This window comes from Prauserella isguenensis, assembly GCF_014191605.1.
GTDB lineage: Bacteria > Actinomycetota > Actinomycetes > Mycobacteriales > Pseudonocardiaceae > Prauserella > Prauserella isguenensis.
The window spans coordinates 144,382-157,105 of record NZ_JACHWU010000003.1 but is presented as its reverse complement, the minus strand read 5'-3'; the positions used below and the strand labels follow the sequence as shown (position 1 = coordinate 157,105).

The following is a 12,724-nucleotide window of genomic DNA, read 5'->3' as shown; positions in this document are numbered from 1 at the left end:
TCCGGTGACGGTCGTGTGCCTGCTGTCAGGGCCGCTTGTTCCCGCAGACGATCTTGGGCTGCGGGTTGTAGCGCACCGTTCGGGTCTCCTCGTCGACCGCACCGGACTCGAGGTCACGCAGGACCCGCGTGTCCGTCACGGTGAAGCCGGGCGCGCCGTTGCTCGGGGAGCACTGGTCACCCTCGGGGCCCTGCTTCTCCTTCGGCTTGACGACGTCGGTGCGCTTGCCGGTGCGGGACTGCACGTCGTACTTCTTCGTGCCCCACAGCTTGATCGTGATGTCGTTCGGCGTCCACACGGTTTGGATCGCGACACCGTTCGGCAGGTTGTTGGTGAAAGCCAGGTCGATGACGCTCGCGCCGTCGGGGGTCTGGAACACCGTCGCCTCCCGGCCTTCGGGGTAGCGGCTGATGTAGTAGCTGTGCTCCTGGTGACCCGCGTCGGTCATGCCCGCGAAGTACGACGCGTTGTACAGCGTGGTCGCGAACTGCGAGATGCCGCCGCCGACGGCCTTGCCCGGTGCGCCGTCCTCGATGATGCCCGCCTCGACGTAGCCCTGCGCCTTCGTGCGCGGGCCGGTGTGCTGGTTGAGGCTGAAGGTCTCGCCGGGCTTGACGATGGTGCCGTCGACCTCCTCGGCGACCCGGCGGATGTTGACCCCGGAGTCGGGGGCGAAACCGTCGGTCGAGAACTCGCCGATGACCTCCTTGACGCCGAGCTGCTTGGCTTCCTTCGTCGTGGTCTCGGGTTCCTTCTTCTCGTAGGCGGCCTCGATCTCGCGCTGCTCGTCCCGCTGCAGCACGTCCATCAGCGGCTGGAAGGTTTCCTTCCACTTGATGCGCTTGCCGTCCTTGGAGGGTTTGACCGTGGGCTTGCCGTCTTCGAACACGATCTCGGCGTCCCGGCCCTTCTGGACCGTGTCCGACAGCTCCTCCTGGACGCCCTCGGCCATCTTCTTCCGGTCGATCTTCGGCGTCAGCTTGCCGTTCTCCGGGGTGAAGCTCAGCGCCGCGGCGATCTCCTCCGGTTCGAGGGTGCCGTCGGCGCCCTCGCCGCGGACCACCACCGGTGCCGACACCGCGGGCTCGGCGACGTCGCGCAGCATCGCCTGCACGTCCTCCGAACTGACCGACACCGGGGTGCTGTCGACCGGGAGCGAGATCCGCTTGCCGTCGGCCCAGTCGCGTGTGATGACGTTCTCGGCACCGGCGACGTCGAGCTTCTGGCCGTTCTTCGGCTCGACGGCCTCCGGGGTGGCGCCCTCGAACCGGATCGTGCCCTCGACCGGCTCGCGGTCGACGGTCTCCTGCACCGACACGAGCGCGTTCTCGAGTTGGTTGGGCTCGGCCTCGGTGACGACGTCGACCTCGCGTTCGGAGAACAGCGATGCGATCCGACTGAACGGGTTCAGCGGCTGGTCGCCCGCGCGGTCGAGCGTCTCCTTCCAGTTCAGCCGGAGCCCGGCCTGCCGGGGGTCGAACTCGCTGTCGACGTCACCGGCGCGGTACTGCACGGGTTGCGTCATGCGCGGCTCGAGTTCGGAGCGGAGCTTGTTCTCGGCGTCCGAGCGGCTCATGCCACCCACCTCGACGCCCGCCACGACGGTTCCTCGCGGCACGTCGCCCGAGGTGGCGAACACGTCCACCACGTACACCAGCGCCAGCACGCCGAAGACGGCGGCGGCGATCAGCAGCGGCTTGCGGGCCTTGCCCAGTGCGGCGAAACGGTCGCGGGAGCCGCCGTCAGCGCCGTCGCCGCCGTCGCTGCCGTCGCCGCCGTTGCTGCCCGGCCCCGGGGCCGCCCCGGCCGCGGTGGTTGTCGTGCCTGCGCCCTGCGCGGGCATCGCCGCGGTCAGGTGCCGGGGAGCCGGGTCGTCGGCAGTCACGGCCGGGATGTACTGCGTGGTCTCACCCGAGGTGTCCGGCGGCGGCGATGCGGGCGAGGTCGGCGCGTCCGCTGCGCCGGTGACGACCGTGTCGTCCCCGGCGCCGGCGGCGGGGCCGGGGACCTGCCGGGTGGTCTCCGCGTCGGTCTCGGGCCACGCGATGTGCTGCGTGGTCTCCGCCTCGGTCGGTTCGGGGGCGGCGCCGGTGGGCTGGCCTGCAGCCTCGCCGGTCACCTCGCCCGTCGGTCCCTCGGCCGTGTCCCCGGTCCCGGAGGTGTCGGCCTCATCGGAGGCGCCGACCTCCGGGCTCAGCTGTGTGCTCTCCGTGGCCGACCCGGTGCTCTCCGCGTCCGACGGTGGGACGGCAGGCAGAATGTCGGTCTGCTCGGTGTGGGATTCGGGCCATTCGTTCGGCTGAGATTCCGAAGGCCCTGGCCACCGAGGTTCCTGCGGCAAAACAACCCCTCCACGCACTGTGCGTGCAATAACGGACCCCGACTACCGGGTCAAGATACGGCCTGTGTGCGAGGGGGTCGTACGCGACCCCCATCGGAGTCCCGGTCGTCGTCCTCGCAGGCCGCGATGGGTTACGACGGTCGTAGGGTGCACTGGGCCGGATGGCTGACGGGGTCGTCACGCCACGTGTGGGCGCGGCCCGGATCCGGTGACCGGGACGCCGTGTCGACACCGTCAGCCTCCACGATAGCGACGTCACCGGATCGTGCGACGTCGGCCGGGGCCGGTCGTGTCGATGAGCACACCGGTCTGCAAGCGACCGTGTCTCGCCGGCGAGATCGTGGCCGGTGAGCACCGGGACGGGGAGAATCGGGGTCGGCGGGCTGCCGGACCGGTGAGGTGAGCGATGGATCCCGTGAACGTGCTGCGTCAGATCGCCCTGCACCTGGAACGGTCCGGGGAGCCGACCTACCGGGTGCGGGCCTTCCGCAACGCCGCCGCGGTGGCCGCCGACCTACCCGACGGCGAGCTCGCCCGCCGGGCCGCGCAGGGCACGCTGACCGAGCTCGCCGGGATCGGCAAGACGACCGCGGGCGTCATCGCCGAGGCCGTGCAGGGCAGGGAGCCCGCCTACCTGACCGACCTGGAGTCACGCGGCGCGCCCGGCATTCCGGACGGCGGACCGCTGCACGCGGCCCTGCGCGGCGACTGTCACACCCACACGGACTGGTCCGACGGCGGCAGTTCGGTCGAGGAGATGGCCGAGGCCGCCCGAGATCTCGGTCACGAGTACCTCGTGGTCACCGACCACTCGCCGCGGCTGACGGTCGCGAACGGTTTGTCTGCCGATCGGCTCCGCCGTCAGCTCGACGTCGTCGCCGAGTGCCGCGAACGGTTCGCGCCGCTGCGCGTCCTCACCGGTATCGAGGTCGACATCCTCGACGACGGTTCGCTCGACCAGGATCCGGACCTGCTGGAACGGCTCGACGTGGTCGTCGCGAGCGTGCATTCGAAACTGCGGATGCCCGCGGTGGAGATGACCGAGCGGATGCTGACGGCCGTGGCGAATCCGCGGGTCAACGTGCTCGGCCACTGCACCGGCAGGCTCGTGAGCGGGCGCGGCAGGCCCGAATCCGAGTTCGACGCGGAGCGGGTGTTCGCGGCGTGCCGGGACCACGACGTCGCCGTGGAGATCAACTCGCGGCCTGAGCGGCTCGATCCGCCGAGGCGGTTGCTGCGGCTCGCGCAGGAGGCGGGCTGCCGCTTCGCCGTCGATACCGACGCGCACGCGCCGGGGCAGCTGTCCTGGCTGCCGTTCGGCTGTGAACGGGCGAGCGAGTGCGGCGTGACCGCCGACCGCGTCGTCAACACGTGGACCGCCGACGAACTGACCGCGTGGGCCGCCCGGCACTGAAATCCGCGCGTACGGCAGTGACGCCCCGCCCCGACGGGAGCTGTACGCACGTACTAGAACTGTCGTCATGGCGGATGAACCCGGGGCCACGGCCCGTGACCAGTCACCGTGGCGGCACGGGCCGTTCCGGCTGTCACTCGCCGCGGTGGCCCTCGCGCTGTGCGGCTTCTCGCTGTTGCTCCCCGTCGTGCCGATGTGGGCGGTCCGGCAGGGCGCGGGCACGTTCGCGGCGGGCGCCGCGACCGGCGTGTTCATGGCCAGCACCGTCGCCACGCAGCTCGGCACCGGGGTGCTCGTGCGGCGCTACGGCTACCGCACCGCGATCCTCGCGGGCATCGCGTTCCTCGGCGTGCCCACCCCGTTGCTGATCGGGTGGACCTCGCCCGAGGGCATTCTCACCCTGTCGCTGCTGCGTGGTGTCGGGTTCGGCCTGCTCACCGTGTGCGGCAGTGCGCTCATCGCCGAGCTGCTGCCACCGGCCGCGGTGCCGCGCGGATCCGGCCTCTACGGCCTCGCGACCGGCCTGCCACAGCTCGTCGGGTTGCCCGCGGGCCCGTGGCTGGCCGAACACTGGGGGTTCGTGGCGGTCTTCCTGGTGGCGACCGCGCTGCCCGCGCTCGCGCTGGTGCCGGCCGCCCTGTTGCCTCCCGCCCGGGTCACCGCCGAGCCGGACCGCGGGGGCGCCTTCCTCGCCACCGCGCGGGAGACCTGGCGGCCGTGGCTGCCGATGCTCGCCGCCTCGACCGGGCTCGGAGCACTGGCGACCTTCACCCCGATCCTGCTGCTCGCCCCGGAGTCGTCGATCGCGCTGCTGCTCATGCCGCTCGCCACGACCGTGTCGCGCTGGGCCGCAGGCCGGTTCGGTGCGCGGTGGACCGGCAGGCTGCTGACACCGGGAAGGGCCCTGTCCGGTCTGGGGCTCGCCGGGTACGCGGTGTTCAGCGTGGGCGGCCCGGTGTGGCTCACCGTGGCGTCGATGGTCGTGTTCGGCATCGGGTTCGGTGCCGTGCAGAACGACTCCCTCGTGTCGATGTTCCAGCGCACCACGGCGGGGCGGGCGAGCATCTCGTGGAACGTGGCGTTCGACGCGGGGCAGGGGCTGGGCGCGGTGGCCGTGGGCGCGATCGCGTCCGGCACGTCCTACGGCGTGGCGTTCGGTCTGCTCGCGGTGTGGTCGCTGGCACTGTTGCCGGTGGCGGTGGCGCCCCGGCGAACCGGTTAACCTGGAACCGTGCCCTCAGTTGTGATTCTCGACTACGGATCAGGCAACCTCCGCAGTGCCGAACGCGCCGTCGAGCGCGCGGGCGCCGACGTCGAGGTGACCGCCGATCCGCATGCCGCGCTGGAGGCCGACGGCCTGGTCGTGCCCGGAGTCGGCGCCTTCGCCGCCTGCGCAGAGGGGTTGCGGTCGGTGCAGGGGGACCGCATCGTCGGCAAGCGCCTCGCGGGCGGCAGGCCGGTGCTGGGCATCTGCGTCGGAATGCAGATCCTGTTCGACCGCGGCGTCGAGCACGGCGTCGAGACCGACGGCACGGGGGAGTGGCCGGGCACGGTCGAACGGCTGCACGCCGACATCCTCCCCCACATGGGCTGGAACACGGTTCGCGCGCCCGAGGGCTCCCGGCTGTTCGACGGCATCGACCCCGACGAGCGGTTCTACTTCGTGCACTCCTACGCGGTGCGCGAGTGGACGTTGCAGTCCGAGCTCGGCGGCACCGCGCCGCAGGTGACCTGGGCACGCCACGGCGAGGACTTCGTCGCCGCCGCCGAGAACGGCGCACTGAGCGCCACCCAGTTCCACCCCGAGAAGTCCGGCGACGCGGGCGCACAGCTGCTGCGCAACTGGCTCGGCACGCTCTGATCACAGGGGCATGCCCCTGTAGGCCGATCGGCGCAGCCGGGTCTTAGAGTTGGCGACGTGACGCTGACACTCCTTCCCGCCGTTGACGTGGCCGACGGCCAGGCCGTGCGCCTGGTGCAGGGCGAGGCCGGTACCGAGACCTCCTACGGCTCCCCGCTCGACGCCGCGCTGGCCTGGCAGCGCGGCGGTGCCGAGTGGGTGCATCTGGTCGACCTCGACGCCGCGTTCGGCAAGGGCTCGAACCGCGAACTGCTGGCCCACGTCGTGGCCGAGCTCGACGTGCAGGTGGAGCTGTCCGGCGGCATCCGCGACGACGCGTCGCTGAAGGCCGCGCTCGACACGGGCGCGCGGCGCGTGAACCTCGGCACCGCGGCGCTGGAATCGCCGGACTGGTGCGCGAAGGTCGTGTCGGAGTACGGCGACCGGGTCGCGATCGGTCTGGACGTGCGGATCGGCGAGGACGGCTACCGGCTCGCCGCCCGCGGCTGGACGGAGGACGGCGGTGACCTCTGGCAGGTCATGGAGCGCCTCGACAGGGACGGCGCCCAGCGCTACGTCGTCACCGACGTCAGCAAGGACGGCACGTTGCAGGGGCCGAACGTGGGCCTGCTGCGCGAGGTAGCGGCCCGCACCGACGCCGCCATCATCGCCTCCGGTGGTGTGTCCAGTGTGGACGACCTGCGGTCGCTGGCCGCGCTCGAGTGCGACGGCGTCGAGGGTGCGATCGTCGGCAAGGCGCTGTATGCGCAGGCGTTCACCCTGAAGGAAGCGCTCGAGGCCGTCGCCGCGGTCTGACGGGCAGCGTCGGGGAGGCTATTCCGCAGGGCGACCACCGGCGTCTCCGGGCGGCACGGGTCGCAGGGTCGAGCCGACGCCCAGGGTGTCTCCGCACCTGGCCGTCGGAGCCACCGAGGCGTCGGCGACCCGCCCCGCCGTCGCCCCGGCGTACGCCCGCAATCGCTCCAGCGTCGCCTCGTCGGGCACGACGTCGCGGCGGACCCAGTCGCCGTCCGGCCACGGAAACCCGGGTTCGGCGAAGATGCGCACGTAGTCGCGGGTGAACCGGGGATCCTCGGTGAGGTCGTCACCGCGCGTCCACGGCAAGCGGGTGTGGATGAACGTGGGCCGGACCTCGTCGAAGACGTAGCGTTTCGCACCTGCGCGGTCGTTGTCACGGATCAGGTGCGCCATGCGGATGTCGGTCAGCCCGGCCATGTCGACGAGGCGGAGCCTGCTGGTCATGGACGTGCCGCCGAGGTCGGGCAGCAGCAGCGAGGCGCGGTCCAGCCCCAGCACGTCGGCGTAGCCGTTGAATGCGCGGCCGTAGCGGTCGGCCACGTGACACGCCGACAGTGTGGGCGCGCGCCGAAAGTCGTAAGCCGCCACCGCGAACGACGACCCGCTCGCGAACAGCGCCACGACCAGGCCGACGACCGTGACGGCGCGCGCCCGCCCCCGCGTCCGCCGCACGACCTCCGCCGTGGCGAGCACGGCCGTGAGCGCACCGAGGATCCAGATCGGGGTGGCGAACCGCAGGTGGCCCATCCAGTCGTCCTCGAGCACCGTGAACGCGACGAGCGCCAGGCCCAGCGGCACCAGCAGCGCGAGCAGCCCGCGCCGCCACCACGGCGGCCGCGCGAACAGCATTCCGACGAACACGCAGCAGAGCAGGATCGCGGGCGCTCCCGCGTAGCTCACGAGCTGGCCGGCCTTCGACAGGTCCGTCGGATACGGCAGGCCCTGCGACTTCGCGATCGACGGCGCCGACAGCCACTCGCCGAACGTGAACCGGCGCCACAGGAAGTACGCACCGGTGCCCCCGACGAACGCCACCACCGACAACGCCGCATGGCGCAGGCTGGCCGCCACCGGCGCGCCCGACGAGCGGCGCAGCATGCCCAGCACGACCAGCGGATAGACAGCGCCGTAGATCAGCCCCTCGGGCCGGGTGAGCGCGGCCAGCGCCGCGAGCAGCCCCGTGGCGACCGCCAGCCGCCACCGCAGCACCGCGTCGTCGAGCACCGCCCGGAACACCAGCACCGCGAGCGTCGTGATCAGCAGCCCGTACAGTGCGTTCTCCAGCCCGGACACCACCCAGATCACGAACGACGGTGTCATCGCCAGGAGCCCGCCGACGGCCAGCGTGCCGGGCCACGGCCGCACGAGCACGCGGGCGAACGCGGCGTGGCACGCCGCCAGGATTCCCCCGCACAGCACCAGTGCCAGCACCTTCGGCAACAGCACGTAATCCGGAACGCCGAAGATCGTGCCGTGGTCGAACAGTCCCACGAGGCGGGCCAGTGCCAGCAGCAACGTCCACGTGACGTTGGAGAACCCTTCGACCGGCTCCGCTCCGGGCTGCACGACCGGTCCGAGCCCTTCCGCGAAACTGCGCGCGTAGGAGAACGTGATCGCGGCGTCGTCGACGATCCAGTTGCCGTAGTAGGCGCCGTGCGCGCCGATCATCGCCGTGCCCGCGGCCACCGACGCGGCGGCCGCGGCCCGGGAGCGCCACCGGTCCCGCGCAGCGGTCTCCGACGAGACCGGCGTCTCCTGCCTGCGCGCGGTGTCCTCCGCCGAATGGGTCGCGACCATTGCTCCGTCTGCCGTCACAATCACGTGATCGTACGTAGGTCCGCCTGCCCCGGCCCGACGACGCCACGCGTGTCGACATCCTTTCGGACAGTGCGGATCCCGCCTGCCGGCACGGGTTTCCCCGTCCACGCACGACGATGTCCGCCCGGGCGTGCAAACCGCCCGATCGGACGCGCTTCGCGCGGCCTCCTGAGGCCCGCCCGTCTCCCACCGCCGCCCAAGCGGACGCGCTTCGCGCGGCCTCCTTAGGCTTGTGGCATGTCCGTTGCGGTGAGGGTTATCCCGTGTCTCGACGTCGACGCGGGACGTGTCGTCAAAGGCGTCAACTTCGTCGACCTGCGTGATGCCGGCGACCCGGTGGAGCTGGCGCGCGCCTACGATGCCGCGGGCGCCGACGAGTTGACGTTCCTCGACGTGACCGCATCCTCGGGCGACCGGGAAACGACGTACGACGTGGTGCGGCGCACCGCCGAGCAGGTGTTCATCCCCCTCACCGTCGGCGGCGGCGTGCGCAGCACCGACGACGTCGACCGGCTGCTGCGCGCGGGTGCCGACAAGGTCAGCATCAACACCGCGGCCATCGCCCGGCCGGAACTGCTGCGAGAGGCGTCCGAACGGTTCGGCGCGCAGTGCGTCGTGCTGTCCGTCGACGCCCGCCGGGTTCCCGAAGGCGGGGAACCGACCCCCTCGGGCTTCGAGGTGACCACTCACGGCGGCAGGCGGGGCACCGGAACCGACGCGGTGGAGTGGGCCGCACGTGGCGAGAGTCTCGGTGTCGGTGAGATCCTGCTGAACTCGATGGACGCCGACGGCACGAAGGCCGGATTCGACCTCGAACTTCTGGGGCTCGTGCGCGAGGCGGTGCGCGTGCCCGTGATCGCCAGCGGCGGCGCGGGTTCGGTCGACCACTTCCTGCCCGCGGTCGAGGCGGGCGCGGACGCGGTACTGGCGGCGAGCGTCTTCCATTTCGGGGAGTTCACGATCGGTGACGTCAAACAGGCGCTCAAGGCCGGGAACGTGGAGGTCCGATGAGCCGGGACGAACGCGAGGGGCAGACGAGCCTCGACCCGGCCGTCGCCGCCAGGCTGAAGCGGGGCGCCGACGGGCTCGTCTGCGCCGTGGTCGTCGACCACACGACGTCCGACGTGCTCATGGTGGCGTGGATGGACGACGAGGCGCTGGCGCGCACGCTCGCGACGCGGCGCGCGACCTACTTCTCGCGCAGCAGGCAGCAGCTGTGGGTGAAGGGCGAGACCTCCGGCAACGTGCAGCACGTACGGGAGGTCCGGCTGGACTGCGACGCCGACACCCTTCTCGTGCGCGTCGACCAGACCGGCCCGGCCTGTCACACCGGCGCGCGGACGTGCTTCGACGCCGATCTCCTCCTGGCCGACGAGGACGTGCAGGCGAGCTGACGTCGCACACGCTACCCGCGCGGCCGCGGGTCAGGGGTGTTCGAGGTCGCCGGTGAGGTAACGCTGGAGCGTCGGGGCGACCGCGGCGACGACGGTGTCCGGGTCCGCCGAACTGAGCGGTTCGAAACGGGCGACGTAGCGCGCCATGCCGAGGCCGACCACCTGACTCGCGCACAGCGACGCGCGCAGCTCGGGACGGTCGGCCGCCGCCGTCGCCACGACCGGTCCGATCACCTTGGCGACCAGGACGCCGCGCAGCGTGTCCAGGGCGTCGGAACTGCTGGTGACGCTGCGTATCACTGCGGTGAAGCGGTCGCCGCCCGCGCCGTCCCAGAGTCCGACGAACGTGCGGACGATGCCCTCGCCGAGCCGGTCGCGGCCGTACGAGGTGACCGTGGCGACCACGTCGGAGAGATCGAACGGCAGCTGCAGGACCGCCTCGGCGAACAGCTGGTCCTTGCTGCCGAACCAGTGGTTGACCATCGCCGCGTCGACGCCGGCGCGCGTGGCGATCGCGCGGACGGTGGCGCCGGTGTAGCCGCCGTCGGCGAACTCGGCACGTGCGGCCTCCAGCAGTGCGGTGCGGGTGTCCTCACCGGCGGGCCTGCGGCCGCGGCGCCGTGATCCGTCGTCGGCGGTGCGATGGGGGGTACTGGTCACCCCGTCATCATCGCCGATCGGCCCGCGCCGATCCCACCGCCGGGGCTGCCGCGCGCCGACGGCACAATGAAGCCATGGTCACAGCCCATTCCGTCGAGGCCGCTCGTGTCGGCCTGGGCGCCGTCACGCCGTCGGCCGCGGAGTTCCGCGCACTCGCGGAGGACCGGCGCGTGATCCCGGTCGTCCGCCGCGTGCTCGCGGACGCCGACACGCCCGTCGCCCTGTACCGCAAACTCGCCGAGGACCGTCCCGGCACGTTCCTGCTCGAATCGGCGGAGAACGGCGAGTCGTGGTCGCGATGGTCGTTCATCGGCGTGCACAGCCCGTCCGCGCTGACCGTGCGCGGCGGCGAGGCGGTGTGGACGGGGACCCCGGTCGCGGGCCTGCCCTCCGGCGGCGATCCGCTGGCCGTGCTGCGTGAGACGCTCGAAACGCTGCACACCGAGCCGTTGCCCGGCATGCCGCCGTTGACGGGCGGCATGGTCGGCTACATCGGTTACGACGCGGTGCGCTGGCTCGAACGGTTGCCGGAGATCGCCGAGAAGGACCTCGACATCCCCGAGCTCACGATGCTGCTCGCGACCGACCTGGCGGCGTTCGACCACCACGAGGGCACGGTCACGCTCATCGCCAACGCGGTGAACTGGGACGACAGTCCGGAACGGGTGGACGCGGCCTACGAGGACGCGGTCCGCAGGCTCGACGCCATGACGGCCCGGCTCGCCGCGCCCGCGCCCGCCACGAACGCGGTGTTCGACCGCCCGCTTCCCGAGTTCGACCGGGCGCGCACCAAGGACGACTTCCATGCGGCCGTCGAGGCGGCGAAGGAGGCCATCCACGCGGGCGAGGCGTTCCAGATCGTGCCGTCGCAGCGGTTCGAGCTGCGCACCGGTGCCGACGCGCTCGACATCTACCGCGTCCTGCGCACGTCCAACCCGAGCCCGTACATGTACCTGTTGCGGCTCGACGGGTTCGACATCGTCGGGTCGAGTCCGGAGTCGCTCGTCACTGTGCGGGACGGCAAGGCCACGACGCATCCGATCGCGGGCACCCGCTGGCGCGGTGCCGATGCGGAGGAGGACGCGCAGCTGGCCAAGGGGCTGCTCGCCGACGAGAAGGAGCGCGCCGAGCACCTGATGCTGGTCGATCTCGGCCGTAACGACCTCGGCAAGGTGTGCAAGCCGGGCTCGGTGCAGGTCGTCGACTTCTTCGCGATCGAGCGCTACAGCCACGTCATGCACATCGTCTCGACCGTGACCGGTGAGCTCGCCGACGACGCCGCGGCGATCGACGCGGTGGCCGCGTGCTTCCCGGCGGGCACGTTGTCCGGCGCGCCGAAGGTGCGGGCGATGGAGCTCATCGAGCGGCTCGAACCGACGCGGCGCGGGCTGTACGGCGGCGTGGTGGGGTACCTCGACTTCGCCGGTGACGCCGACACCGCGATCGCGATCCGCACGGCGCTGGTACGCGACGGCGTGGCCTACGTCCAGGCGGGCGGCGGGGTCGTCGCCGACTCCGAACCCGACTACGAGGACAACGAAGCCCTGAACAAGGCCCGCACCGTGCTGTCGGCCGTCGCGGCGGCGGGCACGCTGCGACCCGCGGGCGCCCCGGCACCCGCTGAGACGCCGTCACCCGGGGAGACGCCGTCACCCGGAGAGACGCAGGCACCCGGAGAGACGCAGGCACCCGTGGACGTGACGGGCGGCGACGGTGTCTGACCGCGACGCCGATCCGCGCGAGTCCGGCGACGGGCGCGCCGCTCCCGCGGCCGCGGAAGGGGCGTCCGGCGGCCCGCCCGCGGGAGGGGACAAACGCGCGCTGTGGGCGGTCGTGGTCGCGCTGCTGCTCGGCGCGGGTGCGCTCTGGGGCGCGTCTGGTCTGGTGTGGATCGAGGTGCCGCAGGGGCGGACGGTCGACGGCAGGCTGGCCGACGACTTCACCGGCGGCGAGCTGGTCCAGTGGCCCGTGCCGATCGCGCTGCTGGCGCTGGCGGCCGTCGCGGCGGCGCTCGCGCTCCGCGGCGTGGCGCGGCGGCTGCTGGGTGTGCTGCTGGCCGTCGTGGGCGGCTGGACGGTGTATCTGGCCGTCGCCGGGGACACTCGGGAGATCGCCTGGTCCGGCTGGGCCCCCGGATACGAGGGCGCCGCGGGCGAGCCGTCGTGGACATTTCTGGGCCCCGCGGCCGCCGTCGCGGGCGGAGTGCTCGTCGCGCTGGCCGGCGTGGTGCTGGCCTGGCGCGGGCACCGCATGGCACGGATGGGCGCGAAGTACTCCGCTCCCGGCGATCGCCGCGCGCCGCGTGACCCGGACGCCGAGCTGTGGGACGCGCTGTCGGAGGGCGCCGACCCGACCGATTCGACGGGGAGCGACCGGCCGCGTGACGGCCGCCCGGAGTGAAACCCGTGGTGGGCGAGGCTGTCGTCGACCCGCGCCCG

At 72.3% G+C, this 12,724-nt stretch carries 11 protein-coding genes; 8 read left to right on the top strand and 3 right to left on the bottom strand.

The window, feature by feature from the left end; genetic code table 11:
- Positions 1-25 precede the first annotated feature (25 nt).
- Complete coding sequence (locus tag FHS23_RS13455; RefSeq protein ID WP_343053897.1) at positions 26-2,119, bottom strand: VanW family protein; 2,094 nt, start codon at positions 2,117-2,119, stop codon at positions 26-28.
- Between the two features lie 628 nt (positions 2,120-2,747).
- Between FHS23_RS13455 and FHS23_RS13450 the strand changes: the two genes are divergently transcribed.
- The 4 genes from FHS23_RS13450 (at position 2,748) to priA (ending at position 6,411) form a co-directional block, all read left to right on the top strand.
- A complete protein-coding gene (locus FHS23_RS13450) occupies positions 2,748-3,755 on the top strand; it encodes a PHP domain-containing protein (RefSeq protein WP_183654370.1) in 1,008 nt (335 codons plus the stop codon).
- 67 nt (positions 3,756-3,822) lie between these two features.
- The gene (locus FHS23_RS13445) at positions 3,823-4,977 is read left to right on the top strand and encodes an MFS transporter (protein ID WP_183654368.1); all 1,155 of its coding nucleotides are present in this window, start codon (positions 3,823-3,825) and stop codon (positions 4,975-4,977) included.
- 9 nt (positions 4,978-4,986) lie between these two features.
- A complete protein-coding gene (hisH, locus tag FHS23_RS13440) occupies positions 4,987-5,616 on the top strand; it encodes an imidazole glycerol phosphate synthase subunit HisH (protein ID WP_183654364.1) in 630 nt (209 codons plus the stop codon).
- A gap of 57 nt (positions 5,617-5,673) precedes the next feature.
- Entirely contained in the window at positions 5,674-6,411 is a 738-nt protein-coding gene (gene priA, locus FHS23_RS13435; RefSeq protein WP_183654361.1) for a bifunctional 1-(5-phosphoribosyl)-5-((5-phosphoribosylamino)methylideneamino)imidazole-4-carboxamide isomerase/phosphoribosylanthranilate isomerase PriA, read from the top strand.
- 18 nt (positions 6,412-6,429) lie between these two features.
- Here priA and FHS23_RS13430 read toward each other — a convergent pair whose 3' ends face one another.
- Positions 6,430-8,211, bottom strand: a complete 1,782-nt coding sequence (locus FHS23_RS13430) for a hypothetical protein (RefSeq protein WP_183654357.1) — start codon at positions 8,209-8,211, stop codon at positions 6,430-6,432.
- A 258-nt stretch (positions 8,212-8,469) separates the two neighbouring features.
- On the opposite strand from FHS23_RS13430, the gene hisF reads away from it, so the two are divergent.
- Both hisF and hisI read left to right on the top strand, forming a co-directional pair.
- Entirely contained in the window at positions 8,470-9,243 is a 774-nt protein-coding gene (gene hisF, locus FHS23_RS13425; RefSeq protein WP_183654353.1) for an imidazole glycerol phosphate synthase subunit HisF, read from the top strand.
- Complete coding sequence (gene hisI, locus FHS23_RS13420) at positions 9,240-9,626, top strand: phosphoribosyl-AMP cyclohydrolase (protein WP_183654350.1); 387 nt, start codon at positions 9,240-9,242, stop codon at positions 9,624-9,626. Before hisF ends, hisI begins: the two co-directional genes overlap by 4 nt.
- Before the next feature lie 30 nt (positions 9,627-9,656).
- Here the strand turns inward: hisI and FHS23_RS13415 are convergent, their stop codons facing one another.
- Positions 9,657-10,286: a TetR/AcrR family transcriptional regulator gene (locus FHS23_RS13415; RefSeq protein WP_183654347.1), complete on the bottom strand. Its 630-nt coding sequence runs from the start codon at positions 10,284-10,286 to the stop codon at positions 9,657-9,659.
- A 74-nt stretch (positions 10,287-10,360) separates the two neighbouring features.
- Here FHS23_RS13415 and FHS23_RS13410 point away from each other — a divergent pair, with 74 nt between their 5' ends.
- Together FHS23_RS13410 and FHS23_RS13405 are read left to right on the top strand one after the other, a co-directional pair.
- The gene (locus FHS23_RS13410) at positions 10,361-12,007 is read left to right on the top strand and encodes an anthranilate synthase component I (RefSeq protein ID WP_183654344.1); all 1,647 of its coding nucleotides are present in this window, start codon (positions 10,361-10,363) and stop codon (positions 12,005-12,007) included.
- A complete protein-coding gene (locus FHS23_RS13405; protein WP_183654342.1) occupies positions 12,000-12,686 on the top strand; it encodes a Trp biosynthesis-associated membrane protein in 687 nt (228 codons plus the stop codon). The genes FHS23_RS13410 and FHS23_RS13405 overlap by 8 nt, the downstream gene beginning before the upstream one ends.
- Positions 12,687-12,724: the final 38 nt, after the last annotated feature.

Coding starts and splice junctions, on each gene's coding strand:
- FHS23_RS13450 (WP_183654370.1), top strand. CDS start 2,748: ATGGATCCCGTGAACGTGCTGCGTCAGATCGCCCTGCACCTGGAACGG.
- FHS23_RS13445 (WP_183654368.1), top strand. CDS start 3,823: ATGGCGGATGAACCCGGGGCCACGGCCCGTGACCAGTCACCGTGGCGG.
- FHS23_RS13430 (WP_183654357.1), bottom strand. CDS start 8,211: ATGGTCGCGACCCATTCGGCGGAGGACACCGCGCGCAGGCAGGAGACG.
- hisF (WP_183654353.1), top strand. CDS start 8,470: ATGTCCGTTGCGGTGAGGGTTATCCCGTGTCTCGACGTCGACGCGGGA.
- hisI (WP_183654350.1), top strand. CDS start 9,240: ATGAGCCGGGACGAACGCGAGGGGCAGACGAGCCTCGACCCGGCCGTC.
- FHS23_RS13410 (WP_183654344.1), top strand. CDS start 10,361: ATGGTCACAGCCCATTCCGTCGAGGCCGCTCGTGTCGGCCTGGGCGCC.